Source organism: Arthrobacter sp. NPDC058288 (assembly GCF_042880995.1).
Classification (GTDB): domain Bacteria; phylum Actinomycetota; class Actinomycetes; order Actinomycetales; family Micrococcaceae; genus Arthrobacter.
The window spans coordinates 177,881-204,213 of sequence record NZ_JBHVYH010000002.1 but is presented as its reverse complement, the minus strand read 5'-3'; the positions used below and the strand labels follow the sequence as shown (position 1 = coordinate 204,213).

Genomic DNA, 26,333 nt, shown 5'->3' with positions numbered 1-26,333 from the left:
AAAAACCTGCCCCCGGACACCGGAACCTGCATGGTCAGCGCTTGCTGAACCACAAACAGACCCAAGGATGGGAGCGCTGCTGACAGCTTAGCCGGAAGATTGAGGATTTCCCCATCCCCGGCAGCCCACCAGGCCTTTGGGGGCCGAGGCAACGTGGCTGTGTTCGGCCGGGAACGAGATTGTTGTTTGAGGGAATTTCAATTTTTTGGGATTAGTAGTGTTAATAACTGCTGTGGAAACTGTGGATAACTCTGTTTGGCGGCACGATTCCGCGGTTAAGCCCTGTTCATCCGTTGTGGGCGAAGCAGGTTTTAAACAGGGTGTGGATGGGGACAACTTTTTTGGCCGTTTCGCTGATCCACAGATGCCTTAAGGGTTTTAAGCCCATTAAGCGCGGTTGTCCCCTTAACTATCCACAGGCTTATCCACATGCGCCTGTTAATAAGGTAAGAGTGCGGGGCGGAAGTCCGGCCTAGGAATCCCGCTGCTGCTGCTTGATGCGGTTGGTCAGCTCCGTAACCTGGTTGTAGATCACACGGCGCTCGGCCATCAGTTCACGGATCTTGCGGTCTGCGTGGATCACCGTGGTGTGGTCCCGGCCGCCGAGCTCCTGTCCGATCTTGGGAAGCGACATATCGGTCAGCTCGCGGCACAGGTACATGGCGATCTGCCGTGCCGTCACCAGGGTGCGGGTCCGGGACTTGCTGCAGAGTTCCTCCATGCTGAGCTTGAAGTAGTCTGCCGTCTGCGTCAGGATCTGAGCGGAAGTGATCTCCTGGGCGCCATCGTCCGTGATGAGGTCCTTGAGGACCATTTCGGCGAGGGCAACGTCCACCGGCTGCCGGTTCAGGCTGGCGAATGCAGTGACGCGGATGAGTGCGCCTTCGAGTTCGCGGATGTTGCTGGAGATTTTGGACGCGATGTACTCCAGGGCGTCATCCGGTGCGGACAGACCTTCACTGAGGGCCTTCTTGCGGAGGATCGCGATACGGGTTTCCAGTTCCGGCGGCTGGATGTCGGTCAGCAGGCCCCACTCAAAGCGGGACTTCATCCTGTCCTCGAATCCTGCGAGCAGCTTGGGCGGCTGGTCGGAGGTGATGACCACCTGCTTGTTGTTGTTGTGGAGCGCGTTGAACGTGTGGAAGAACTCCTCCAACGTGCGGTCCTTGCCGGCCAGGAACTGGATGTCGTCGATCAGCAGGACGTCCACGTTGCGGTACGTGGTCTTGAAGCTGGTGCCTTCATCGTCCCGGATGGAGTTGATGAAGTCGTTGGTGAACTCTTCGGAATTCACGTAGCGGACCCGGATGCCGCTGTAGAGCCGCCGGGCATAGTGCCCGATCGCGTGCAGCAGGTGGGTCTTGCCCAGGCCGGAATCGCCGTAGATGAACAACGGGTTGTAGGCCTTGGCCGGTGCTTCGGCGACGGCGACGGCCGCGGCGTGAGCGAACCGGTTCGAGGAACCGATGACGAACGTGTCGAAGACGTACTTCGGGTTGAGACGGCCGAATTCGTGGGAGGTGCTCGGCAGCATGGGCTGCGGCTTCTGCTCCACAGTGGGATCAGTGGCGAGGGAAAGTTCGACGGCGGGTTCAGGCTCCGTGTGGAGGGGCACCAGATCGGTGTCCACATCGATGGCGCAGCGGATGTCGTCGGAGAAAACGTTGTGAAGGGCGTCGTCGAGTGCTTCTTTGACCTGGGTCTGAAGGACTTCGCGGGTGAGTTCATTGGGCACTGCCACCAGGAGTGTTGAGCCGATGAGACCCTGTGCCTGGGCGAGGATGACGAATCCGCGCTGCCGGGGTGAAACCCGGTGGTCCTGCTCCAGAAGACTCACAACCCGCCGCCAGGAACTTCCGACAGTATTCGCGTGGTTGGCTTCGTCTACTGTCATCAATCAGTTCCTCAAACTTGCTTGCCTGCATTACCTGCAGCCACAAGTCCTGAACCAGGGGTCTGGTTCCGGCTTAATCCACAGGGTTATGCACAGAGCGTGGATAATCGGCTACTGAGCCACTCTAGGGGATGAAAAGCCTAGAAGATAGCTGGGTGCAGGCTTGTGGATAATTACACCGCTGTGGTTCGAAAATGCACCCTGTGAGCCACTTCATCCACAGGCTGTGGGCAGAGGTTAACCACAACTGCCGCAGGATCGTGAAGTCCGGTCCGGTTTGACTACGCGACGCTTCTTGGCCTAACGTTGTGAAGTCCTTTGTGTCCGCTTTTCGACCTCATTTGAATCTCTCTGACGTTCTGCGTCCTACGAGCCGAGGGCAGCGTGTGCACATACAAAACTTAGCGTCGGCCAGTTCTTCCCCTTTTTGATCGGGTGGGCGCACCTTTGATCCACTGGAGTAACTAACGTGAGCAAGCGGACTTTTCAGCCGAATAACCGCCGTCGAGCCAAGAAGCACGGCTTCCGCCTTCGTATGCGTACCCGTGCCGGCCGTGCCATCCTGGCAGCCCGTCGTGGCAAGGGCCGCACCGAACTGTCGGCCTAAATACACTGACTCGTCGGTCACCATCCCTTTGCGAGTTTAACGGTGCTAGCCACCAGGAACCGTCTGAGGACACCAACCGATTTTTCAACAACTGTACGTTCCGGCGTCCGCAATGGACGCCGGAACGTAGTGTTATATACGGTAGCTATTGCTGCTGACGAACCTAGCCGGATCGGATTCATCGTTTCCAAGAGTGTCGGGAACGCTGTGGTCAGGAACCTCGTTAAGAGGAGACTGAGGGAAGCCGGTGCTTTGTCGTTGCAGGAGTACGGTACCGGGTTCGCCATTGTGGTCCGGGCACTGCCTGCGGCCGCGGCTGCCAGCTGGGACCAACTGCTGGCAGACTACAACGCCGCTCTGGAAACGACCATGAAACGGCTGGGCGGCCGCCTTCCTCGGGCCGCGTCAGCGGTTCCACGGGAAACAACACAGGAAGGGACACCGCGTGCGTAATTCCATTGCCGCCGTCGTCCGCTTCCTCAAACCGGCAGCCGTCCTGGTCGGCAGGACGATCTGGAACCTGCCCCGCAACCTTCTTATCCTGCTGCTCATGACCTACCGCAAGGTGATTTCGCCCTTGTATGGACAGGTCTGCCGCTTCTTTCCTTCGTGCTCGGCGTACGCCCTCGAAGCGATCACGGTGCACGGCGCCGTCAAGGGAAGCTGGCTCGCGGCCCGGCGCCTGGTGCGCTGCCATCCTTGGAACGCCGGCGGTGTGGACCACGTCCCCGCTGGCCACCGCCACTGGCCTGAAAACCAGACCCCCACAATTGTTGTACTGAACAACCCGGACAAGTACCTGGTTGCGCAGTCTGATGGAGAAGGCCGCACTGCGGCCTAACGAATAGGGATATCGTATGGACTTCTTTGAAACAATCATGTTTCCGTTCAAGTGGCTGGTGTCAGTCATCATGGTGGGCTTCCATGAAGGCCTGAGTGCCATTGGCCTGCCGGCTGCCAACGGCTGGACGTGGACGCTGTCCATCATCGGGCTGGTGCTGGTCATCCGTGCCGCCCTGATTCCCGTGTTCGTCAAGCAGATCAAGGCCCAGCGGGGCATGCAGCTCCTGCAACCGGACCTGAAGAAGCTGCAGGACAAGTACAAGGGAAAGACCGACCAGCTGTCCCGCCAGGCCATGGCGCAGGAGCAGATGGCGATGTACAAGAAGCACGGGACCAACCCCTTCTCGGCCTGCCTGCCCATGCTGATCCAGATGCCGTTCTTCTTCGCATTGTTCCAGGTGCTTTCCGGCATCACCGCGGCCCGTACCAAGGGCGCCGGTATCGGGGCGATGAGCCACGAGCAGGTTGTGCAGTTCGACGATTCCAGCATTTTCGGGGCCACGCTTTCGGCTTCCCTCCTGCACGGCGGCGCGGGCAACCAGACCGCCGTCTGGATCCTCTCGATCGTGATGATCCTTGCCATGACGGCATCGCAGTTCATCACGCAGAAGCAGATCATGGCCAAGAACATGTCCGAGGAGGCCATGGCCAGCCCGTTCATGCGCCAGCAGAAGATGATGCTCTACATCCTGCCGATTGTCTTTGGCGTGGGTGGCATCAACTTCCCCATCGGTGTCCTCATCTACTGGACCACCACCAACCTCTGGACAATGGGGCAGCAGTTCTTCGTCATCCGCCGCATGCCGACGCCGGGATCCCCCGCCGCCAAGGCCCTCGCCGAGCGCCGTGCCGCCAAGGGCCTTCCGGCCCTGCCCATTCTGGGAGGCAAGAAGGCCGACGTAGAGGCTGAAGCTGCAGCTGCCGCCGCGGTTGCCGAGGCCAAGAGCCAGCGCATCCAGCCACAACGCAAGAACAGGAAGAAGAAGTAATGTCTGTCGATAGCACCGAAAACGCCGTTTCCGCCGAGGCCATTGAAGACCAGGACGACGCCCAGGACGAGATCCAGGATGCTGGCAAGGGTTCTTCTGCAAGCCGGCTGGAAGAAGAGGGCGACGTCGCAGCAGACTACCTCGAGGAACTGCTGGACATCGCCGACATCGACGGCGACATCGACATCGAGGTCCGGAACGGACGGACCTACATTTCCATCGTGGCCGAGGAAGAATCAGCGGGGCTCGAAAGCCTTGTTGGCCGCGACGGCGAAGTACTGGAAGCCCTGCAGGAGCTGACCCGCCTGTCGGTACTCTCCGCCACCGAGAACCGCTCCCGCCTGGTCCTGGACATCAACGGATATCGCCAGGAGCGTGCAGGGCACCTGCAGAAGATCGCGGAGGACGCAGTCGCCTCCGTGAAGGAATCCGGAAATGCGGTGGCACTGGAGCCGATGAGCGCCTACGAGCGGAAGATTGTCCACGACGCCGTGGCTGATCTGGGGTTCGTTAGCGAATCTGAAGGCGAAGGTGCCGGGAGGCACATCGTTGTCTCCGCAGACTGAGGACGCCGGGACGCTGACGATGGTTGAGATTACTGCGGCGGAGCTCAAGGCGGCCGAAGCGATCTTTGGTGACCGCCTCGAACTTGCCAAGCGCTACGTCGAACACCTGGCCACTTCCGGCACTGAGCGTGGCCTGATCGGCCCCCGCGAAGTGCCTCGGCTTTGGAGCCGCCACGTTCTGAATTGCGCTGTCATCGAGCGCGAAATCGCACAGGGAAGCCATGTCGCGGACGTGGGGAGCGGCGCCGGATTGCCCGGGCTGTGCCTGGCCATCGCACGTCCCGACCTGGAACTGACGCTGATTGAGCCGCTGGAACGCCGCGTGATCTGGCTGCAGGAGGTCGTAGACGACCTTGGACTGACCAATGTAACGGTGATGCGGACCCGGGCTGAACTGGCGGTCGGGTTGGTGAATGCCGATGTCGTCACGGCCCGCGCCGTGTCCGCATTGTCCAACCTGGCCGGTCTGACCATCCCCCTGCTCGCGGGCAAGGGCGAGGTTGTGGCTATCAAGGGACGCAGCGCCGGCGAGGAGATTGAGAAGGCTGCCAAGGCCATCCGCAAGCTCGGCGGCGTTCAGACGTCCGTGCTGGTCGTCGGGGAAGACCTCCTCGAGGAACCCACCACTGTCGTCCGGATCATCGTTAATAAGACGCAAAAGATTGCCTAGCCGCTGGCCCGGTGCCGCCGGTCTTTTGGGGGAAGCGGTTAGGCTAGTGAACGGCAGTAGAAGCCGAATGAGAGTGAGTGTGTCACAGTGACCAGTAGCGAAGCCTCCACACAGCGGATACCCCCGTTCGTGTCCCTGGGGTCCGCACGGGCTATGGTCGCGCCCTCGATTGCGCCGACTGACTCGTGGAATCACCTGAATTCGGTGGCGAATCGGTCCAAGTCCGGTGCAGTTTCACGTGAAACCGGGACATCGGTAAGTGGGAACATCATGGACTCCATTGATGACTCGAGCCCCATCGCCCGTGAATTGGCTCACGAAAACAAGCGGCGGGAGCGGTTGATCGGCCGGCAGCTTCCAAAGCCGGAAAAGACCCGCGTCTTCACCGTTTCGAATCAAAAGGGCGGGGTTGGCAAGACCACCACCACCGTCAACATTGCCGCCGCGCTTGCTGCTGCCGGTCTGAACGTCCTGGTCATTGACATTGATCCCCAGGGCAACGCGTCTACCGCCCTTGGCATTGAGCACCACGCTGACGTCGACAGCATCTACGACGTCCTGATCAACGACGTACCCCTCAAGGACGTCGTGGCCCAGTGCCCCGACGTCGCGAACCTGATCTGTGCACCCGCCACCATTCATTTGGCCGGCGCAGAAATTGAGCTCGTCTCGTTGGTCGCGAGGGAACAACGCCTCCGCCGTGCGATCGACGTTTACGCCAAGGAACGGCAGAAGGCCGGCGAGGCCCGTCTTGACTACATCTTCATTGACTGCCCGCCTAGCCTGGGCCTTCTGACGGTCAACGCTTTCTGTGCCGCGAGCGAGGTTCTGATCCCCATCCAGTGCGAGTACTACGCCTTGGAAGGTCTCAGCCAACTGCTGAAGAACATCGAAATGATTCAGAAGCACCTCAACGCCGAGCTGGTGGTGTCCACCATCCTCCTCACCATGTACGACGGCCGCACAAACCTTGCTGCGCAGGTAGCTGCCGAGGTCCGTCAGCACTTCCCTGAGCAGGTTCTTGGTGCTGTGGTGCCGAGGTCGGTCAGGATCTCCGAAGCGCCGAGTTACCAGCAGACGGTGATGACCTACGATCCGTCCTCCAGCGGTGCACTCTCCTATCTGGAAGCCGCAGCGGAAATCGCTGAACGTTAGAATTTTCAACAATTGCACTAGCCAGAGCCGGATCTGCCGGGCTCTTCCATTGGAGGGATTTATCCATGAGCGATAAGCGACGCGGCCTCGGTCGCGGTCTTGGCGCACTCATTCCAAGTTCCGCTCCGGCTAACGCATCCGGCAATGGCGCAGCACCTTCGCGACCAGTGGACCTGTTTTTCCCGGAAGCCCGGAAGACGGCCTCACCAGTCCCGGCCCTTGTCGTCGAGGATGACACGACCGCGTCGGGTCAGCAGACACCCAAGAAGTCCGCCGGTGCTGCCGCGGCGTCGGATTCGAAGGCCCCGGTTCGGAAACCTGCAACCAAGTCAGCCCCCGCCAGGAAGACTGCCACCGAGGAGTCCGAGGAGTCTGCTGCCGCTTCGGCATCAGCTGCCGTCACCGATGCCGGACCTGAACTCGTGGAAGTTCCCGGAGTCAGGTTCGCGGAGATTCCGGTCGGTGATATCCATCCCAACCGCAAACAGCCGCGTTCCGTCTTCGATGAGGACGACATGGCGGAGCTCATCCACTCCGTACGAGAAATAGGCGTTCTCCAGCCAATTGTTGTCCGTACTTCAACCGAAAAGGGTGGCGAACCCTTCGAGCTCGTTATGGGTGAGCGCCGCTGGCGTGCAGTCCAGGCTGCGGGACTGGAAACTATCCCGGCAATTGTCAGGGACACTACGGACGATGACCTGCTTCGGGATGCCCTTCTTGAGAACCTGCACCGTAGCCAACTGAACCCTCTTGAAGAAGCGGCCGCTTACCAGCAACTGCTCGAGGACTTCGGGACGACGCATGAACAGCTTGCTGACCGGATCGGCCGCTCCCGTCCCCAGGTTTCGAACACGCTGCGCCTGCTTAAGCTGCCGCCGTTGGTGCAGCGTCGGGTAGCTGCGAGTGTTTTGTCCGCTGGTCACGCTCGTGCCCTGCTTGCTCTTCCGGATGCGGCAGCAATGGAGCGCCTGGCGCAAAAGATCGTCGCTGAGGGAATGTCGGTACGTGCAACTGAAGAAGCTGTAACGCTCTATCAGAGCCCGGCAACGCCCACAAAGAACAATGTTCCCCGTCCCGGTGCCCGTCATGAACGCCTGGACTATCTGGCATCGTCCCTGTCGGATCGGCTCGACACCAACGTGAAGATCTCCCTTGGCGCCAGGAAGGGACGCGTAAGTATCGAGTTTGCCAGCGTGGAGGACCTGAACCGGATCATGGAGGTTCTGACGCCGGGATCCGAAAACTGAGTTTCTAGCCAACATGCGGGGCCTGTTTCACGTGAAACAGGCCCTTTTTGTTTGCAGTCCGGCTGAGAAGTGACGGCTATTGAAGTCTCTCCAGCTCGTGCCACCGCCCCCTTTCCTTTCGTTGCCGTGTGCGGCAAAGGAGGTAGCCGGGCAATTCCAGCAACAAAGAAGGCAAACCGGACTCAGGGCCACGCTGGCGGCACCGGCGTCGCGTGCTCCCTTCCCCGCCCCCAGCTCGGCTGCTGCCGTCTCGCGCTGTGAGATTGGGCCCTGGGGGTCTCCAAGCGGGGCGTGTGCGGCCTGACAGCAGCAACTGGCGCCGCTGCTTCGGAGGGCCTACACGATCACTGTGGCAACCGCTGCAACTCTCGTTCAGGTGGCGGAACCGGGCATGCCATGCGACATGATTTGCATTCAGTCACAGCGCGGGGATACGGCGCCGGCAGCTAACGGAGCCAGGCTGCCGATATTGTTTGTGAGCACGCTGATCTGCTAGCGATGTATCCTTGGGTCGATCGGGCCGGGCTTTCGTTTCGACGGCGTTTGTTCCGTAATGTCCTGACGTCCGAATGTGGTCTTTAGTGTTGGACGGCGTTCGCGGGCTGCAGCAGTTCGATTCCGGCGCCAAGCGAGCGACACGTGTGGTGCCGTGAGCCTGATGGCCACTCCTGAGGATGACTGTCGCGTGTGGCGAAGGTCGTGGGCTTCTGAAATCAAGTGTGGGGATGATGGACGCGCGGGAGACTCGGCCCGTGGGATGATGTTCCTGTTTCACGTGAAACCCAGGTCTCTAGAGGCAATGTGCTGGTGGTAGAAACGGGTATTTCGCCGTGATGGCAGGTCCAAAAGTCGTGGATGAGGTGATTCCCCTCCGCGAAATACTGTGATTCTGCTTGGCCCCTAGTAGTTCCCCACGGCACGATCTCTCTACACGGTCTATATGTGATGATTGGCCATCAACAGGATCCGGGTTGTTATGGTCCTGTGGCGGATTTCCTCACCCGGTTTGGTGCAGCTATTTGGTCAACAGATCGTTGTGGTGCTTCCCGGGTTTTCCAGGAATATACTTGGCTGGTCCGTTGCCAGTTCTGCGAGACGAAGCTGTCATTGCCTAGATCAGTTGGAGCACGAAGGTCCGTAGCTGGGGCAGGCATCAAGGATGTTTCACGTGAAACGGACTCCGGATCTGGCCCGATGTTGTCATACTTCTTTGACGTGACTGGTGCCAGGTGTTGGCTCCTCGCTGACAGGTGTAGGTCAGTGGTCAAACCCGGGCGAGCCGGAATGCAGTGCTGACGTCAATGGACCCACAGTGGTCGATCGTCCAGTACCTAGTCACGACCCTCCGTCCACAATGGCCCCCGCATCCGCCTCTGTCTTCTGATCTACGAACCAGAAGAACCGTCGTTGTGGCGTCCATATCCGGTGAACGAAGAAGGGTCCAGGAGGATGCGTACTCCCCCGGAATGAAGATGTGGTTGCGTTGCGTGGGAGCGACCGAAATCGCAGCGACGGTCCCGCACGGAGGAACGTGGTCGGAGGCCGGAGCGGGATCCTTTAGAGAAGAGGCGAACCGTGGCAGTCATGGCAACAGACCTATGGCTGACAGAGGGCCTCGCGACGATGGAGCTGAGATCGCGGGTGGACCTTCGGAACCCCGGGCGGGCTCCAGGGTGGCTCACCCCGACGCAGGGTCGGCCGTCGTTCGTAGCTGATCCTGTCGTAGGACGGAGCCGCAGTGGCCACTGGACCCTTGAGTATCAGCGGGCAGACCGAAGCACCATTTGATCTCGCCACTAAGTGAATTGGCTCCGGAGCAGAACGCCAACACAGGTGACCTTTAGCGAGTTCGCGGTGGTAGCGGCCGACTTGTGGCTGTGTCTATGGTCTGACGCGCAATTGCAGTGACGGTCAATGGGTTTCCTGCTTCTGTCCGATGGCGCAAATATAGGACGTCGAAGTGTGGATCGAGTCGTCCGGCGTTCGAGTGACAGGGGGTTCGTACGGAGGTCGAGGTTCCGTTGTCGCCCAAGCTCCTCTCCTGTCGAGACTTGGCATGGAGTTGCGTGCTCCTATTGGTGGGAGCTTCGACGTTGGATGCACAGTGGTATTTAGTGCGGGTATTCTCACGGACTTCCTTGGTGAGTTGAGGCTGTTGTTTGCGGGCCGATCCTCCGAAGTCGGGATCGTGCGACTTCGCGGTTTGGTGGTTTCCTGATAGTGATGCCGCAGCGAACCCGTTTTCACCGCCGGCTGGACGGCCAAGTTCGGTCGGTGATGAGGGCCTGGATCGGTGGATAGAGCGGTGCATAACGTGGTGGATATCTCTGTGGATAACTTTGGGGATAAATCCGTGCTGCAGGCCGGACCGCGTGCGGACCCGGGCCTAGGGCAGCCAGGTGCATGCAGTGGGCTACGCGTACCACCTGCTCGGTTTCACGTGAAACATCGTCCCTCTCGGACAAAAGCATCCCCAGATCGCCTAGTTCTGAGGAAAACAGCCAAAAACGCAGCAAATTTCGGCCACTGGAGCCGTTTTAGAGGCGTGTGGCCATGGCAGTTTACACTGCACACAGAACGTGACACGCGCCACCGGAGCGGGCTCGCGCACCCTGGGTGAAGCTATGTCCAAAGTCACGAATGATGGTCACCAGCCAGCACTGTGGACAACGCTGTGGATAACTTCTGTGGAGAAATGAAAGAGCCATGGGGACAACTGCTCACCACACCCACGCCACCGGCTTGGATATTGCGTTCGCGGCGGGCCCTTCGGGTCGGAACAGGGGGTTGCTATTGGGGCCACAAATTGCCAAGGCCGTACCCGAACGTCCAGGGCGGAGCGTCATGCATGGTTGGCCATCTCTGGGAACGAACTCGACTGTACGGCCCGGCGGAGAGGCGGCGAAGCGGCGGGGAGCCTGTCACGGGCCTGTGCCGCTACTGCTCCAGCTAATGCCGTCTGCCATTGCACCTGCCATGCACTGGGGCTGAAGTGACGGTACTAGCCTTCCATGCGGAGCACGGGTTGTTCGCACAGTCAGATCGAAACGCTTCTGAGTGGCGCTGTAGTCCGTCTGCGACTGGGCCTGGCTGACGATGCTGCCGGGCGCCGTTGTTCCTCATCTGGGTCCGTTCGCTCGCCGTTGGCCGGTCCCTGTCCCTAGGCACCTTGCGGACTCCATACCCGGCTACCGCCCTCCTCGAGAGCCCTCACGCGTTACGCAACATTGGGCCACGAGGGGTAATACCAGCGTCGTATATTCGGACAACATATGCATGTGCCACCGCACTCGTCTCTGGGGTCTGAGACGGGATGCATGTGTAGTGCGGCAGCTGCGGGCCTTATCTATGCTAGGCCGGCTGTACTGGCACCGCGCTCCCAGGGCACTAAGGGGCCATGACCACCAAGACAAAGGATGTCGCTGCGTGAACAGTGCACACTAAAGATCCAGTTGAGGCTGTGCTCGTTCGGATTCTCTCCCGTGTCTGACTGCTGGCAGGGTCAGCTATATGCAGCGGCCATCGAGGCAGTAGCCCGCAGGCGATCGATGCACTGGCTCGATGCGGCGGCGCGGCTACCGTGCTGATGGGACCGCTAATCTGGTCTGCTCGGCCGTTTGTGGACGTCGTCGACCTGGCGGTGAGAGTGATACTTCGATGTTTGTGTCATCAAGATGGCCGTCCGACGTCTACGCGGACTGTGGAACAGTCCCCCGGGCACCCCAGTCGAAACGCTGCGCTGGGACGAGCGACGGCACCTGATGTCGATACTGTGCCGATGGAGGTGCGTAGGACTGCCGCGGATCGTGACTCCCTTAGCGCCTACGTTTGGGGCTGCGATGCCATTCCGACGGAGCAGTAGTACCGACTCCTCGTTTCCTTAGCCTGGTCTTGGTTTGCCTGTCCCGACTGTCCCGTTCGGAGGATGAAACAGCAGTAACTAAGGGTCCGCTACCAGGTAGTCGGGTAGGGCTCGTGCGACAACTATTCTGTGGTTCCTGCGGTGCACAACACGCGCCACGCCGTGCTGAGGGACGTCGAAGTCTTTCCGATCATTCGTTCTGGGTTGACCTGCTGACCTTTCGGTCCGGGCAATATGACGACGTCTCGAGTGTTTCACGTGAAACAAGACGGCGCACCCGACCGCGTCCGCGGGAGGACCACGGGTTGTGGCGGTGCAGGTGAGGGTTCATCGAACCACTGATTGCGCCGAGCTGCCTCCCTTCAACCTGTCTGGTGGGGAATCCCCCCGCCAAGCCTGGCTGGTTGGCGATCGCGATGCACGACACAACGTCAAGCCTCACAATGCTTAGGCGAAGAGAACCAGGTTCGCCAGGGCGGACGGCGGGCAGGATGTTCCTGCCGCCGAATCAGCCAGGTTTCGGCAGCGACCCGCCCCTACGACCTGCCGCTGCGATTGCAGGCCGGCGTCGTTTGTGCTGGTCGACTGGAGGGAGGCTCTATAGGGGCCGGGACTCGGGATAATTGGGCTAGCGACGGGTTGCAGCCCTGATGAGTGCGGGCTATAGCGGTCCTCAGCGTGTGTTGCTTGCATGCCGGCGACCGCGCTGTCATGCCCTGTTTCGCGGCACGGCCGAATCGGGTCATTGAGAGACTGAGATGGCACTATGTTTCACGTGAAACGTAGCGGGCCTCTTGGAGCGGTCCGCAATAATAGGGCTGGTAGTAGCCCTAACGTTCCAAACTGTTGATCAGCCGCCGCATTCTCCATCCGAGACCTATGGACGGGAGCATTGGGGTGCTGTCCGCATCTCCCGCTCCCGATACGCCGGCCCAGCGCACATCCCCCCGCACTCCAGTGGCCGGCACAAGAGCGACATTCTCAGAAGGTTCCCATCGCCGGTGTGCACCTCAGGCGCGTACTTGCCTGAGGTTCACATGTGCGGAGCCTGCGCGCTCATGTGCGCGCTGGGACCGGAAAGGTTACATTCGACCAGGTCCGCAGACAATTTGTCGAATGCAACTCTTGGCGGTCGCTGAGCTGCGAATGTGGGCGAATCCGCAGTCCGCCCTCACATGACCGGGAATCCTCGCCCCGGAGGTACACGGAGGTAGACGGGATGGAACGGAGTTCGAGGGTCGGCGCAAAACGCAGGTCAGACCACTTGGGCCCTGGTTTCAGTGACTCCCGACTGGGAAGTTCCTGCCGGAACTAACCGGCCGCTTTGGCTTGAGTGCGGACTGAACAATATCCCCAGTACCTTCCGATAACAGGATCTTCCATATTGCCGCGGAGACACTAAAGGCGTCTATACCGATACTGCGTGCATTGGGAAGGTTGCGGTGGTCGCAGCCCTTTGGATCTGCCAAGATGGCATCTTTCATTGTACCGGGAGGGCTCAGGCTGGCCATTGGGGCCGGGAGGACTCAGGCTGCGTCCAGGGTGACGCACCAGCCGGCCACCCGCGGTCCCCCGGAGTGTTTCACGTGAAACAATGCCTCGAGGAGGAAGCCTGAGATCGCGCCGTCCCTCCTCTAAGCATCTGAGGAGTGAGGCGCCATCGGCTCATGAGGTTCTTCCCGTGCTGGGACCTCGCAGGCGTTGCGTAGGGTCATTACTCCCGGTCGTGGCAGGCGTGGTCCCTTCCGACAATCCGAATGGGCTAGAAGCCGGGAATCCGACGCCTAGTGTTTCACGTGAAACTGCACCGCACGGGGCTGGGTGATCCACTTGGATCCTCCAGTCGTTACGCCACGCGGGATCATGGCAGGCCGCCCTACTGAACGATGAGGCGGTCCGTTCGCCGAGCTGAGCGACCGGCCAACAGCGACGCCTTTACGGACACTGACCGGTTCGGGGTTACCGGCTCTGGTCCGTCGGTGGCCGGTCTTGGCCATCGCTCCAGTTGTGCCAGCGGTTAGCAGGGCGAACCAGAGCCTACCCCTACTCAGGGCGAAGTAGTGCCGCCACTGGGGAACAGTTTGGAGCGCAAACATGTCAATTAATCAGCCCGAATCAGTTTGATAAAAAAACATGGCCAGTTCGATCTAGTCCTTGCCTGGGAGGCGGCACGCTCCGAGCCCGTGCCGCAAGCCATTAAATGCGGAAGCGGTGGCCGGTCCTCTTGACTGAGTACCGGCCACCGCTAATAGCTATGCTCGCGCCCGCCGCGGGTAATCCGCAGACGGCACTTCTGCTAGGACAGGACGTCCGCGAATTCCTTCTCGAAGAACTGCTTCGGCTTGGCGCCGATCACGGTGTTCTTCACCTCGCCACCCTGGAACAGGTAGACGGCCGGAATGGAGGTAATGCCGTATTCGGCAGCGATCGCCGGGTTGTCGTCAACATTCACCTTCACGACGTTCACCTTCTCGCTGTACTCGACGGAGATCTCATCCAGGATGGGACCCAGCTTGCGGCAGGGGCCGCACCATTCAGCCCAGAAGTCTACGATGACCGGCTTGTCGGCCGACAGTACATCGGTGCTGAAACTTGCGTCGGTTACGTCTTTTGCGTTGCTCATTATCTTCTTGTTTCCCTTCGGATCAATGGTGCGCTGTTAGGCGTGGAAGTCTGCGAGGTAGTGCTCGACGTCAATAGCTGCCACGCAGCCCGAGCCGGAGGCAGTGATGGCCTGGCGATACGTGGGGTCCACAACGTCGCCGGCGGCGAACACACCCTTGACGCTCGTCCTGGAGCTGCGGCCGTCAACGGCGATGGTTCCCTCCGGCCTGAGCTCCAGCGTGTCCTTGATGAGCTCGGTGCGAGGATCGTTTCCGATGGCCACGAAGACTCCGGTCACAGCCAGTTCGGACTCGGTGCCGTCCACGAGGTTCTTCAACTTCAGGCCGGTGACCTTGTCTCCGCCGAGGACGTCCTCGACGCCCGTGTTCCACACGAACTTGATCTTCTCGTGTGCCTGTGCGCGGTCGCCCATGATCTTGGACGCCCTGAGGGAGTCCCGGCGGTGCACTACCGTGACGGACTTGGCGAACTTGGTGAGGAACAGTGCCTCTTCCATGGCGGAGTCTCCACCGCCAATAACGGCAATGTCCTGGTCCTTGAAAAAGAAACCATCGCAGGTTGCACACCAGCTAACGCCGTGGCCGGACAGCCGCTTCTCATTCGGAAGGCCGAGCTCGCGGTACGCCGATCCGGTGGACAGGATAATGGCGCGCGCCTGGAAGGTCTCCCCCGTGGCAATGGTGACTGTCTTGATGTCGCCGTCGAGATCCAAAGCAGTGACATCCTCGAACTGGATCTCCGTGCCAAAGCGCGCAGCCTGCTTCTCGAAGTTCTCCATCAGGTCAGGACCCATGATGCCTTCAGGGAAGCCGGGGTAGTTTTCCACGTCGGTGGTGTTCATCAGTTCCCCGCCAGCCGTGACGGAACCGGCAAGGAGCAGCGGCTTCAGGTTGGCTCGCGCCGTATAAACTGCAGCTGTGTAGCCTGCAGGGCCGGAGCCGACGATGATGACATCACGTACCTGGGACGCGGTGTTTTCTGCGGTGCTCACTGAACGGTGAACCTCTTCCTTTGTCGATGCGCCTGCTGTTGCTGGCCGGCCACATGGCACAACCCGTTGTTGATCCTGAATATTCCGGGCATGGAGGCAGACCAACAAGACGCCACCACTCAGGGTACCGTCTGACCGGGCCGGGAGACACCCGTGTTACCGGGCCTCCAAAGTGCTTTGGGCCCGTTCCTGCCACGCGTGAGGGAGCTACTGAACCTTGATCTCGGCGAGGCGGAGACCGTAGCCGAAGCGGGTCTTCGGTGCTGCCAGCTTGGGGAGGTTCTTGATGGACACGATCACGTACTGTGCCGTGACCGGCTCAGACAGCGGCATGGTCAGGTCCGGTGAGGTGAAGCTGTTGGTTCCTACCTGCTTGGCACCTTCCAGTGACGGCCTGTCATTCGTCAGGACGCTGATGTTGCCGCCGCTTCCGCCTAGCTGGCTGAGAGTGATGGAAGAGACTTTCGAAGGACTCTTGAGCTTCACGACGAGGGAAACATCGGGAGCAAGGCCGCCCCAATTGTCCGTGGCAAACTCCATGTCAGACCAGTAGCTTGCCCCGTTGCCGTCGAACGTCTTTGAAAGATCTCCATCGTAAGTGGCCGCAAAATCGAAGTTGCCCAGGCGGGAGACACCCTCGACAGCCGGCGGACCTGCCTCCGGCGCTGAGGACCCGCTGGCTGTCGGAGCCCCGGAAGTCTGCGGCTGGGAGGCGCTGCTGGAGGTTGCCGGCGCGGGATTGCCCTGCGGTTCGCTCTTAAACAGGCTTCCCAGGTTGGAGACGGCAAAGATCAGTCCGACGACCAATACGGCGGCCAGTAGCCCGCCCACCAGCCAGCGCATTGACCGCGGCTCGCGCTCGGGAGGCTCTTCGTCGTCGTAATATTCGTCCGTTTCGTCGCGGCCGCCGCCGCCCGCGAACGCCGGGAAGGTGGCTGCCATTCGCTCACGGGCGGTCCTGGCTGGCCCGGTGGAGGGCGCCTCCTCCTCCGGGTAGTCGTAGTCGCTGTTCTCCCAGAGGGACACCTTGGGAGAATCTGTAGCCGGAGCCTGCGTACTGATGGCTTCGGTATTACGCCCGCCGGCGGGAACAGCCTGCTGAGGTGTGGTGGCCTGGGGTGCCGTGGAAGGGTCCTTGGACTCCTTGGCCGCAGCTGCGGCTCCGGCCGCAAGTCCTGCTGCACCCGCAGCACCCGCGACCCCAGCACCTGTTCCGCGGCCACCGCCGGGACGCGTACCGCCGCCAAGCCCACCGCCGGGACGCGCAGCGCCGGCATCGGAGCCGGAGGAACCAACAGACGGGGCCGACGCCGGGCGCACCGGCGCGGCCCGTGGTGGAACTACAGGGGGGACCACCGGCGGGGATGACTGCTTGCGTTCCTGGGCGGCCGGCTGGTTGTTGCCGTAGTTGATGTAGCCGGCCTCGACCTCTTCTTCGTCGTACTGGCCGTCATACGTTTCCGGTTCGTGGGACCGTGCCTGACCGAAGATTTCGCTGCCAAGGGTGTCGGTAAAGAAGGGCTCAACGTAGGGCGGGTTGGAGGCAACCACCAGGTCAAGGAGGTCGGCAGCAGACGTGTGGTTGGTGATCAGGTAGGTAGTGGAATCGCTGACGCCAAGGTCCAGGATCTGTACATTTCCGGGCCGCTCGCCGGTGGCAACCTCGCGGGCGCTCTGGGCCACCTGCTCCGCGTTGTCCGGACCTGCAACGAGGATGCTGACCGGCCGGTTGAGGACCTGGTCAACGCCATCCAGCACCAGATCATGGTCGTGTGAGGTCAATACGGTGGCGGTGACCTTGTAGCGGCCGCCGAGCACTGATCCAACATCGATCGGGTGGGACACGGGTTCCTCCTAGACTGTCCGGGGAACCGCGCCCCAATCATGCGAAAGCGGATACGCCGGTTAGCCGGTTAATTTCTGGTCTGTAACTACTACCCTAGTTAGCTTCTGATCCTAGCCGATGGTGCGTTACGGCCGTGTGAGACAGGCTCGGTGGACCCGCGGCGGTGTCACCTTTTCTTCTTTCGCCGATTTTCCGACCGACTCTTGAAGTGCGGGTTGCGGCCGGCCGTGCCCTGGAAGGTGCGGCGGCCGGGCAGCGGGATTTCCTCCCTCAGGATGCCGCCCCTCGCGGTGTTGGGCACTTCCTCGGCCGGTAGGTATTCGCCCGTGGAACCGCTCTGCCGCACGTCGGGGTGTGCTTCCGGTTCGTCAACCTGCGGTCCCGCACGGAACGACGCAGCGTCGAATTCGCCGGAAATCCGCGGGATCAGGCCGGTGTCCACCGAGACAGTGGCGCGCTCCGGCGTCGTGCGTTGCCGGGCGGAGGGCGCGCCGGCCGGGGAACCCGGGGCAGGTTCCGCCGGCGCGGCAGTAGGAGTCGACCCCCGGCCCAGGCGGCCGAGCAGCGGCTGCAGCAGGTCGCGCAACTCCGTGACGCGGAAGAGTTTCAGCAGGAAGAGGTACGCCACGAGCATTACAGGCCCGACGACGACGATGGTCACCAGGGCCTGGATCCTGCCGCTCCAGGCAAAGCCGTCGGAACTGTAGCTCCCCATCAACCACAGCGCACCTGAGCCGGCCAGCGCGGAACCTAGCGCTGCATATCCCATCCGGATGTACGAATTGGCGATCCGGGGGCCGTCCAGGTGCCCCAGAAGGCGGCGGAGGAAGAACGAGCTAACAACCACGGAAAGTATGTTGCCGCCCGTATACAGGATGGCTATGGCGAAGATGATCCGGTCATAGGGCAGGAACTGGATGGCAAAGGCCGCCACCACATTGACGATTGCCAGGACCAGTTGGATGTAGAACGGCGTACGGGCGTCCTCATTGGCGTAGAAAACCCTGGACATCATGAAGTTGGCGCTCATGAACGGTGTGCTCAGGGCCAGGATGGTCAGGGTCTGGGCGAGCATCACGCCGTCCTGCACCTTGCCGCCGGAGAAGAACATGCCCAGCGGACCGGCCAGCGCAAACAGCGCCAGCGCGCCGAAGACCGTGGCCACCGCCATGGTGCGGAGCCCGTGGGACAGTGCCTCCCGGAGCCCGGCGCGGTCGCCGTCCTGGGATGCCCGGGTCATGCGGTTGAACAGCACCGTGGCCAGTGACAGCGCGATGATGGAGTGCGGCAGCAGGTACAGCTGGCTGGCCACCTCCAGCACGGCATTGCCGGGCAGGGTGGCCGCGCCGGTGAGGTCTCCCGCGCGCTGGAGGCGGAGCCGTTCGGCGCCGGGGATGGTAGCTATGCGCATGACGTAAAGGAAGGCGAGCTGTCCGACGGCGGCGGTCAGAAGCGTCCACACGCTCAGCCGTGCCGCCTGGCCGAGTCCCACCCCGCGCCAGCCAAACCTGGGACGTAGCCGCAGCCGCAGGCGGAACACCGGGATCAGCAGGATGGCCGTCTGGGCCACCACGCCGATGGTGGAGAATCCGGCAATGAGGAAGGTCTGGGTGGGTCCCCAGTTGTCCAGGGTGTGGGGGTTGGTGACGTTGGCCCCGAGGATCCAGATGAACATGCCCAGGCCGGCAATGGCCACGATGTTGTTCAGGATGGGCGCCCACATTGCCGGACCGAATGCCCCGTTGGCATTCAATACCTGCGTCAGAAGGGCGTACAGGCCGTAAAAGAAGATCTGGGGCAGGCACCAGAATGCGAAGGAAACCGCGAGAGATTTTTGTTCTGGCGAATACCCCTGCGTGGTCAGCTCAATGACCCAGGGAGCCAGCAGGGTGACAAGCAACGTCAGGCTGAGAAGCACCACGACAGCCAGGGTGAGCAGGCGGCTGATGTAATCCGCTCCCCTGTCCGGCGCCTTGCTCGCCTTGATGATCTGGGGCACCAGGACGGCGTTGAACACACCCCCGGCCACCAGCAGGAAGATCAGGTTCGGCAGGTTGTTGGCGTTGATGAACGTGTCATTGACCGTGGAGCCCAGGCCCAGGGCCCATCCCAGCATCCAGGTCTTGCCGAAGCCCAGGAAGCGGGAGACCAGCGTCCCGGCGGCCATAATGGCGCTGGAACGGGCCTCTCCGTGCTGGACGGTCCGGGATTCGGCCTGGGAATCGGAGGAGCCGGACTCGGGGGAAGCTGGATTGGCTGCTGACATGGCCTTCATCGTCTCAAGGGTGCGCAGTTAGGCACGTGGGCGGCGCTTCATGGAATCAGTCACGGGACCTCAGAGGTGTTCCGGCAGGACTTCCCTGGCGAGGTCGGCGATGCGGCGCTCATTCGGAAAGGAGAGTTTGCGGGCGAGTTCCTGGATGGGCACCCAGGCGACATCCACAGCTTCCTGGTCGGGATCGTTTTCGATGGTCAGCTCGCCGCCCGTGGCCCGGAGCAGATAGTGGTGGACAGTCTTGTGGACGCGGTGACCGCTGACGGTGAACCAGTAATCGATGCTTCCCAGCGGGGCCAGGATGTCTCCGCTGATGCCGGTTTCCTCGGCGATCTCGCGGACTGCCGCTTCCTCGTTCTTTTCCTTGCCCTCCGGGTGGCCCTTCGGCAGGCACCATTCGAGGCGTCCACCGCGGTTGAGGCGGGCGATAATCGCGACCCTCAGCTCGCCGTCGGACGTGTCAACGACGACGCCCCCGGCGGAGATTTCCTCGACGGTGGGCAGCGAGGCCGGCCCGGGGTGCGGGGCGGGCGCGACATGGGCACCGATTGCCGACGGCAACGGTGGGTTTGTCCTCCTGCCAGGAGCACTCGGTACGGGATGGGCCATGAAGTCCACTCTAACGACTCTTGCCCGTTGGTGATGACCGGAACATGACAAGAAAGTGGACTGCGTGTGACGCGAATTCCGGAAGCAGCGGCGTAACGGCGCGGTCAGGCGGCCCCGATTGGTGCTTGTTGGCGTGGTTTTCTGACAAGCTTAAGTAACTATGGCGCACGCACATCAAAAGTCCGACCCGCACACCGTCGATTTCCAGGTGGACCCGGTGGTCCTGGAGCTCGGGCAGCGCTTCGTCGATGCCGGGCATGAATTGTCGCTGGTGGGCGGCCCTGTGCGTGACCTCTTCCTGGGCAGGACCTCCCCCGACCTCGACTTCACCACGGACGCAACGCCGGACCAGACATTGGCGCTGATCCGTAAGTGGGCGGACAACTTCTGGGAGATCGGACGGGCATTCGGCACCATCGGAATGCGGAAGTCCGGCTTCCAGATCGAGATCACCACCTACCGCGCCGAAGCGTACGACCCCGAGTCGCGGAAACCCATGGTCGCCTTCGGGTCTTCGCTGACCGATGACCTGCTTCGGCGGGACTTCACCATCAATGCCATGGCGCTGCGGCTGCCCTCGATGGAACTGATCGACCCCTTCGGCGGTGTCCGCGACCTTCACGCCTCCGTCCTCGCCACCCCGGGCGCACCGGAGACGTCCTTTTCCGATGACCCCCTGCGCATGATGCGGGCGGCACGCTTTGCCTCCCAGCTCGGTGTGGCGGTCCGCGGGGACGTCAAGCAGGCAATGTCGCAGATGGCGGAACGGATCAGCATTATTTCCGCTGAGCGTGTCCGCGAGGAACTGGTAAAGCTCATCTGCGGAGCCCACCCCCGCGTGGGTATCGACCTCCTCGTGGATACCGGCCTCGCCGAATTCGTCCTGCCTGAAGTCTCCGCCCTGCGCCTGGAGGCGGACGAACACCACCGGCACAAGGACGTCTACCAGCACTCACTTCAGGTGCTGGAGCAGGCCGCTTCCCTGGAGACGGATTCCGACGGCGCCGTGCCCGGCCCCGATTTTGTGCTGCGGTTTGCGGCCCTGATGCACGACGTCGGCAAGCCGGCTACGCGCCGTTTTGAACCGGGCGGCGCGGTCAGCTTCCGCCACCATGACATGGTGGGCTCCAAACTGACCAAGAAACGGATGAAGGCCCTCCGCTTCGACAACGACACCATCAAGGCCGTGGCACGGCTCGTCGAGCTGCATATGCGCTTCTACGGTTACGGCGAGGCCGGCTGGAGCGACTCCGCGGTCCGCCGGTACGTTACGGACGCAGGGCCGCTCCTGGAGCGCCTGCATCGGCTGACCCGGTCAGACGTGACCACCCGTAACCAGCGCAAGGCGGACCGGCTTTCCTTTGCCTATGACGACCTTGAGGCACGCATCGCGGCGCTGCGTGAGCAGGAATCGCTGGAAGCGGTACGGCCCGACCTGGACGGCGGCCGGATCATGGCACTGCTGGGGCTGAAGCCCGGGCCTGTGGTGGGCAGGGCATACAAGTTCCTTCTTGAACAGCGGATGGAGCACGGCCCGCTCGATCCTGCAGTGGCAGAGGCCAGGTTGCGCGAGTGGTGGGCGGCCCAGCCCGAGGCCGCCGAACACCAGCCGGCCGCCGGCGTCGAATTTTCCACTACCGAGGAGTCATAAGTGGTTTCACTCAACAGCACTGCCCGCCCCCAGCTGTGGATCCTGCGCCACGGCGAAACCGAATGGTCCAAGAGCGGCCAGTACACCGGACTCACCGACCTGCCTTTGACAGTGGAGGGCGAGCAGCAGTCCGTGGAGGCACGCAAGGTGCTTGACGCCGTGGACTTCGACCTGGTGCTGACCTCGCCGCTGCGGCGCGCACGCCGCACGGCGGAACTGGCGGGATTTCCCGACGCCGAACAGGAACCCCTTGCGGTGGAATGGAACTACGGCGATTACGAAGGAATCAGTTCCGACTTGATCCGGAAGGACAACCCGGAGTACCTGATCTGGACCCACGGTGTGCCTAACGGTGAAGCCCTGGAGGAAGTGGCTGCCCGGGCGGACAAGATTGTGGCCCGCGTTCTGGAATCCGGACTGGACAACGTGCTCATTGTGGCCCACGGACACTTCTCCAGGATCCTGACTGCGCGCTGGTTGGGGCTGGACGCCCACGAAGGCCGGCATTTCGTCCTGGGGACCGCGAAAGTCTGCACCCTTGGATGGGATAAGAAGACCCCTGCCATTGTCCGCTGGGGACTATAAAGACGATTTATAAATATCTTCGGGGAATCTTCTCAATTCAGTAGTCAAAGACCCTGAGGATAGTGTAATTTTATTTCTGACTCCAGTGCGTTTTGCCAGGGTCGCCGGCGCCCGCCGTTCAGTTAGTCAACTGGGCCGCGGCAAAGCAGAAAAGGAGGTTGGGAAAATGATTACTTTGACTAGCGGATGGAAGATGACCATCACCGCCTTCCCGGCCTCCGCTGCTGCCTCGCGCCCACTTCTCGGACTGGCTGCCTCCTGACCTGCGGATTCCGGCCTCCCGGCCCGAATCCTGTTGAGCGGCCTCCCGGGCAGGGAAGCTGCCCGGCAGTCAGCCGTCCACGCGGGCCCATGCGGTTGCGCAACACCCCATAGTTCGGAACCCGGCTTCTTGTTGGGGACTGCGGCGCAGCTGCATCCAGGGGCGATCCTTCGGCTGGCGAAATCCATCAATTGCTTTGGGCTTTATGTCCAGGCATATCCACCGGGCATTCCTCTGTCCTGAATTCCGCCATTAATTCAATCAATTAATCGGCCTTAATTGTCATGCCCAATTTCGGGTGCCAGCAACCATCGGTGCCATCAACCATCAAAGGATCCAAGGTGAGCATCACCGCCAGTGCAACCCCGCAGGCCGATCATGGCCGGCGACGCCGAGCTACATCCCGGAAGGAGGTAACCATGCTGAAAAGACTCCGAAGCGTCCTACGCTTTGGCAGGCTGCCCGTGCTGAACGACAAAGCACCCTTCAACGGCCGGCTCCTGGATCAGAGACGGGAAGACGTGTTCGTCGTACTCCACCAGATGGGCGGCATGCGCTGACCTCGGGCCTTCGTTCCTGGACGTCCCGTGCTGCAGCCGGGAAAGGAAATATCGAGGAGGACCCGATGGCAACGATCCATGTCCCTGCTCAAAAAGCCCACGCGGCGACGCGTGGGCTTTTTGTTTGCCGGAGTGGCCGACATTCCGGGACTGTGGGAGCGCAACTGCGACGGTAAGCTCGGGGGATGCAGGAGACAATGCCGCCGGCGCACCGAAAGACAACGCGTTTGGTCATCCCCAGCCGTACCGATCTCCTGCTCAGGAACTTCACCGAGCTCGTTGGCGGACCGATGGGAAAACGGTCCGCGCCTGGGATCGTCCCGCCGGGATTCTTCACCGTTGAACGCGTCCTCATCATTCTCACCGTGTTTGCGGCCCTGGCAAGCATCATGGTTAAGAACTACTGCCGGGCGAACGGCTGGGAATCGCCGGGGCAGTTCTACTCGACGTGCTACTCGGACTTCCCGGAACTCTTCCGCAACCGCGGACTCGGGCAGGGCGCCTTTCCCTTCTTTAGTGAAGGCAGTTCCTTCGAATATCCGGTCCTGATGGGCATTATTGCGGGGCTGACGGCCATGCTGGTCCCGGGACAGGGCGCCACCGACGCACGCATCCTCGGATACTTCGACGTCAACGCAACCCTCATCGCCGCCGTCTGGATCGTGACGGTCCTTGCCACAGCGCGCATGAGCCGGGTCCGGCCCTGGGACGCCGCCATGGTGGCAGTGGCCCCCGGAATCATCCTTGCCGGAGTGATCAACTGGGACATGTGGGCGGTGGGCCTGCTTGCCGTCGGCATGTATTTCTTTTCGCGCGAACGGCTGGTGCTGGCCGGCGTCTTCATCGGCCTGGGAACGGCCACCAAGCTGTACCCTGTGCTGGTCTTTGGTGCGATCCTCCTGCTTGCCCTGAGGACAGGAAAAATCCGGCCGCTGCTGGTTACGGCAGCGGCCGCCGCCGCTGCATGGCTCGTCGTCAATGCCCCCATCGCTGCCATGAACCCCTCCGGCTGGAAGTACTTCTACCAATTCACTGAAGACCGCCCGGCCGGTTACAGCTCTCCCTGGTTTGCGTACAACCTCGTGGCCGGGCGCCTGCAGTGGCTGCCTCTGGGCCCTGAAGCCATCAACACCCTGGCCCTCAACCTGTTCCTCGTCAGCTGCGTTCTCATTGCCGTCCTGGCACTGACGGCACCCCGCAGGCCCCGCTTGGCCGCACTGGCGTTCCTGATCGTTGCGGCTTTTATCCTAACCAACAAGGTGTACTCACCCCAGTTCGTCATCTGGCTTATCCCGCTGCTGGCCCTTGCCCGTCCGCGCTGGCGGGACTTCCTGATCTGGCAGGGCATAGAAGGGCTGCACTGGGCGGCCGTGTGGATGTACCTGGGACAGGTGACCAGCGGAGGCCCGACGCAGCACAATATCGACATGCCCTATTACGTACTCGCGGTGGGTCTGCACATGATTGCCACGGCCTACCTGATGGTCCGCGTGGCCTGGGACATTTGGGACCCGGGCTGCGACGTGGTCCGCCGCCACTCGCTGGACGATCCGCAGGGAGGCCCGTTCGACGGCGCGCGCGACTGGCTGCGCCTTAATCCGGCAGACCCCGCGACGTCGATACTCCCTTGGCGGAGGCCAGGCAATGCCTGACGTCACCGTCGTGGGTTCCGGTCCGAACGGACTTGCCGCTGCCGTGACCATGGCGAGGGCAGGCCTCAAGGTGCACTTGTTCGAAGCCGCAGAAACCCCCGGGGGCGGGCTGCGGACCTCGGAACTCATGCAGGCCGGCCACTTGCACGACATTTGCTCGGCCGTCCAGCCGATGGCCCTTGCCTCACCGTTCTTCAAGGCCTTCGAACTGTCCCGCCGGATTGACCTCGTCACTCCGGAGCTTTCCTTCGGATCACCCCTGGACGGCGGCCGGGCTGCACTGGCCTACCGTTCCCTGGACCGCACGGCCGCAGGGCTCGGACCGGACGGCCCCGCTTACAAGCGGCTGATGGCACCCCTCGTGCGCCGGGCGGACGGCATTGCCGACTTCACGCTCAACCAGCTCCTGCGGATCCCGCGCGACCCCCTTGCCGCAGTGCTTTTCGGGCTGCGGACACTGGAGCAGGGCTCAGCGGCCTGGAACGCCAGGTTCAGCGACGAGCTGGTGCCCGCCCTGCTGACCGGTGTCGCAGCCCACTCCGTGGGGCGGCTGCCGTCGCTGGCACCCGCAGGGGCCGGACTGATGCTCGGTACCCTGGCACATGCACAGGGCTGGCCGATCCCCGTGGGCGGGTCCGCGTCCATCGCCCGCGCCATGGTGGCGGACATCGAAGCCCATGGCGGGATAGTGGAAACCGGACGGCGGATCGAATCCCTGGCGGAGCTGCCGCCGGCCCGGGCGACGCTCCTGGACATAGCCCCGCCCGCGCTGGCCAGGCTCGCCGGGGACAAATTGCCGTCCGGATACCGCCGGTCGCTGGAATCGTTCCGCTTCGGAAATGCCGCCTGCAAGGTGGACTTCATCCTGTCCGGACCGGTCCCGTGGGCGGCTGCCGGATTGGCCGATGCAGGAACCGTCCACGTGGGCGGCACACGCGCAGAGATGGCCCAGGCCGAAAACCAGGTGGCTTCCGGGAAGCATCCGGAACGGCCTTACGTTTTGGTGTCCCAACCGACACGGTTTGACGATTCCCGCGCCCCGGAGGGGCGGCACATCCTGTGGACGTACTGCCACGTTCCGTCAGGGTCAACCGTGGACATGGCGGACGCGGTGACAGCCCAGCTGGAACGTTTTGCGCCGGGTTTCCGGGACCTTGTGGTCCAAGTGCGGGTGACGACGGCGGCCGGGCTGGCGGAATACAACCAGAACTACGTGGGCGGGGACTTTGCGGCCGGGCTCATGGACCTCCGCGGATTGATCCAGCGGCCTGTGATCAGCCCCGTGCCCTGGCGGACGCCCCTGGCAGGCGTGTACCTGTGCTCCTCGTCGACACCCCCCGGCCCCGGCGTTACCGGCATGCCCGGCTTCCATGCGGCAAGATATGCCCTTAAGGACATATTCGGGCTGGCGGTCCCTCCGCTCAGTCTCTAGGGGCGTCGGGTC

General features: G+C 62.1%; 19 protein-coding genes. 13 read left to right on the top strand and 6 right to left on the bottom strand.

Going from position 1 to position 26,333, the window contains the following annotated elements:
• Positions 1-472 precede the first annotated feature (472 nt).
• The gene (gene dnaA / locus ACFVWT_RS09685; RefSeq protein WP_043479795.1) at positions 473-1,894 is read right to left on the bottom strand and encodes a chromosomal replication initiator protein DnaA; all 1,422 of its coding nucleotides are present in this window, start codon (positions 1,892-1,894) and stop codon (positions 473-475) included.
• A gap of 469 nt (positions 1,895-2,363) precedes the next feature.
• Between dnaA and rpmH the strand changes: the two genes are divergently transcribed.
• The 8 genes from rpmH (at position 2,364) to ACFVWT_RS09645 (ending at position 7,971) form a co-directional block, all read left to right on the top strand.
• Positions 2,364-2,501: a 50S ribosomal protein L34 gene (gene rpmH / locus ACFVWT_RS09680; protein WP_003800212.1), complete on the top strand. Its 138-nt coding sequence runs from the start codon at positions 2,364-2,366 to the stop codon at positions 2,499-2,501.
• A gap of 42 nt (positions 2,502-2,543) precedes the next feature.
• Positions 2,544-2,954 carry a ribonuclease P protein component gene (gene rnpA, locus ACFVWT_RS09675; protein WP_390247477.1) on the top strand — a complete coding sequence of 137 codons (411 nt, stop codon included), beginning with the start codon at positions 2,544-2,546 and terminating at the stop codon, positions 2,952-2,954.
• On the top strand, positions 2,947-3,342 hold the full coding sequence (gene yidD / locus ACFVWT_RS09670; protein WP_390247475.1) for a membrane protein insertion efficiency factor YidD: 396 nt from the start codon (positions 2,947-2,949) through the stop codon (positions 3,340-3,342). The genes rnpA and yidD overlap by 8 nt, the downstream gene beginning before the upstream one ends.
• A gap of 16 nt (positions 3,343-3,358) precedes the next feature.
• Positions 3,359-4,333, top strand: a complete 975-nt coding sequence (gene yidC, locus ACFVWT_RS09665) for a membrane protein insertase YidC (protein WP_043479786.1) — start codon at positions 3,359-3,361, stop codon at positions 4,331-4,333.
• Positions 4,333-4,899, top strand: a complete 567-nt coding sequence (locus tag ACFVWT_RS09660; protein WP_043479784.1) for a R3H domain-containing nucleic acid-binding protein — start codon at positions 4,333-4,335, stop codon at positions 4,897-4,899. The genes yidC and ACFVWT_RS09660 overlap by 1 nt, the downstream gene beginning before the upstream one ends.
• Positions 4,900-4,918: 19 nt before the next feature.
• On the top strand, positions 4,919-5,569 hold the full coding sequence (rsmG, locus tag ACFVWT_RS09655) for a 16S rRNA (guanine(527)-N(7))-methyltransferase RsmG (protein ID WP_390247839.1): 651 nt from the start codon (positions 4,919-4,921) through the stop codon (positions 5,567-5,569).
• 87 nt (positions 5,570-5,656) lie between these two features.
• The gene (locus ACFVWT_RS09650; RefSeq protein WP_390247472.1) at positions 5,657-6,724 is read left to right on the top strand and encodes a ParA family protein; all 1,068 of its coding nucleotides are present in this window, start codon (positions 5,657-5,659) and stop codon (positions 6,722-6,724) included.
• A gap of 65 nt (positions 6,725-6,789) precedes the next feature.
• Positions 6,790-7,971 carry a ParB/RepB/Spo0J family partition protein gene (locus ACFVWT_RS09645; RefSeq protein WP_390247470.1) on the top strand — a complete coding sequence of 394 codons (1,182 nt, stop codon included), beginning with the start codon at positions 6,790-6,792 and terminating at the stop codon, positions 7,969-7,971.
• A gap of 6,158 nt (positions 7,972-14,129) precedes the next feature.
• Here the strand turns inward: ACFVWT_RS09645 and trxA are convergent.
• The 5 genes from trxA to ACFVWT_RS09620 form a co-directional block, all read right to left on the bottom strand.
• Positions 14,130-14,456 carry a thioredoxin gene (gene trxA / locus ACFVWT_RS09640; RefSeq protein WP_011693983.1) on the bottom strand — a complete coding sequence of 109 codons (327 nt, stop codon included), beginning with the start codon at positions 14,454-14,456 and terminating at the stop codon, positions 14,130-14,132.
• 36 nt (positions 14,457-14,492) lie between these two features.
• Positions 14,493-15,449 (bottom strand): thioredoxin-disulfide reductase, encoded by a 957-nt coding sequence (gene trxB / locus ACFVWT_RS09635; RefSeq protein WP_390247468.1) that lies wholly within the window; start codon positions 15,447-15,449, stop codon positions 14,493-14,495.
• A 207-nt stretch (positions 15,450-15,656) separates the two neighbouring features.
• Entirely contained in the window at positions 15,657-17,294 is a 1,638-nt protein-coding gene (locus ACFVWT_RS09630) for an ABC transporter substrate-binding protein (protein ID WP_390247466.1), read from the bottom strand.
• A 167-nt stretch (positions 17,295-17,461) separates the two neighbouring features.
• A complete protein-coding gene (gene murJ, locus ACFVWT_RS09625; RefSeq protein ID WP_390247464.1) occupies positions 17,462-19,561 on the bottom strand; it encodes a murein biosynthesis integral membrane protein MurJ in 2,100 nt (699 codons plus the stop codon).
• A gap of 69 nt (positions 19,562-19,630) precedes the next feature.
• Positions 19,631-20,179, bottom strand: coding sequence for an NUDIX hydrolase (locus ACFVWT_RS09620; RefSeq protein ID WP_390247462.1), 549 nt, complete (start codon positions 20,177-20,179; stop codon positions 19,631-19,633).
• A gap of 160 nt (positions 20,180-20,339) precedes the next feature.
• Between ACFVWT_RS09620 and ACFVWT_RS09615 the strand changes: the two genes are divergently transcribed.
• The 5 genes from ACFVWT_RS09615 (at position 20,340) to ACFVWT_RS09595 (ending at position 26,321) form a co-directional block, all read left to right on the top strand.
• Positions 20,340-21,830 (top strand): CCA tRNA nucleotidyltransferase, encoded by a 1,491-nt coding sequence (locus ACFVWT_RS09615; protein WP_390247460.1) that lies wholly within the window; start codon positions 20,340-20,342, stop codon positions 21,828-21,830.
• Entirely contained in the window at positions 21,831-22,415 is a 585-nt protein-coding gene (locus ACFVWT_RS09610; protein ID WP_390247458.1) for a histidine phosphatase family protein, read from the top strand.
• 681 nt (positions 22,416-23,096) lie between these two features.
• A complete protein-coding gene (locus tag ACFVWT_RS09605; protein WP_390247456.1) occupies positions 23,097-23,237 on the top strand; it encodes a hypothetical protein in 141 nt (46 codons plus the stop codon).
• A gap of 185 nt (positions 23,238-23,422) precedes the next feature.
• Positions 23,423-24,889, top strand: coding sequence for a glycosyltransferase family 87 protein (locus tag ACFVWT_RS09600; protein ID WP_390247454.1), 1,467 nt, complete (start codon positions 23,423-23,425; stop codon positions 24,887-24,889).
• A complete protein-coding gene (locus tag ACFVWT_RS09595; RefSeq protein ID WP_390247452.1) occupies positions 24,882-26,321 on the top strand; it encodes a phytoene desaturase family protein in 1,440 nt (479 codons plus the stop codon). Before ACFVWT_RS09600 ends, ACFVWT_RS09595 begins: the two co-directional genes overlap by 8 nt.
• The last annotated feature ends 12 nt before the right edge of the window (positions 26,322-26,333 follow it).

Bases quoted from the DNA above. Each gene is read 5' to 3' on its own strand.
- dnaA (WP_043479795.1), bottom strand. From the start codon at position 1,894: ATGACAGTAGACGAAGCCAACCACGCGAATACTGTCGGAAGTTCCTGG.
- yidC (WP_043479786.1), top strand. From the start codon at position 3,359: ATGGACTTCTTTGAAACAATCATGTTTCCGTTCAAGTGGCTGGTGTCA.
- ACFVWT_RS09660 (WP_043479784.1), top strand. From the start codon at position 4,333: ATGTCTGTCGATAGCACCGAAAACGCCGTTTCCGCCGAGGCCATTGAA.
- rsmG (WP_390247839.1), top strand. From the start codon at position 4,919: ATGGTTGAGATTACTGCGGCGGAGCTCAAGGCGGCCGAAGCGATCTTT.
- ACFVWT_RS09645 (WP_390247470.1), top strand. From the start codon at position 6,790: ATGAGCGATAAGCGACGCGGCCTCGGTCGCGGTCTTGGCGCACTCATT.
- trxA (WP_011693983.1), bottom strand. From the start codon at position 14,456: ATGAGCAACGCAAAAGACGTAACCGACGCAAGTTTCAGCACCGATGTA.
- murJ (WP_390247464.1), bottom strand. From the start codon at position 19,561: ATGTCAGCAGCCAATCCAGCTTCCCCCGAGTCCGGCTCCTCCGATTCC.
- ACFVWT_RS09620 (WP_390247462.1), bottom strand. From the start codon at position 20,179: ATGGCCCATCCCGTACCGAGTGCTCCTGGCAGGAGGACAAACCCACCG.
- ACFVWT_RS09615 (WP_390247460.1), top strand. From the start codon at position 20,340: ATGGCGCACGCACATCAAAAGTCCGACCCGCACACCGTCGATTTCCAG.
- ACFVWT_RS09605 (WP_390247456.1), top strand. From the start codon at position 23,097: ATGCTGAAAAGACTCCGAAGCGTCCTACGCTTTGGCAGGCTGCCCGTG.
- ACFVWT_RS09600 (WP_390247454.1), top strand. From the start codon at position 23,423: ATGCAGGAGACAATGCCGCCGGCGCACCGAAAGACAACGCGTTTGGTC.
- ACFVWT_RS09595 (WP_390247452.1), top strand. From the start codon at position 24,882: ATGCCTGACGTCACCGTCGTGGGTTCCGGTCCGAACGGACTTGCCGCT.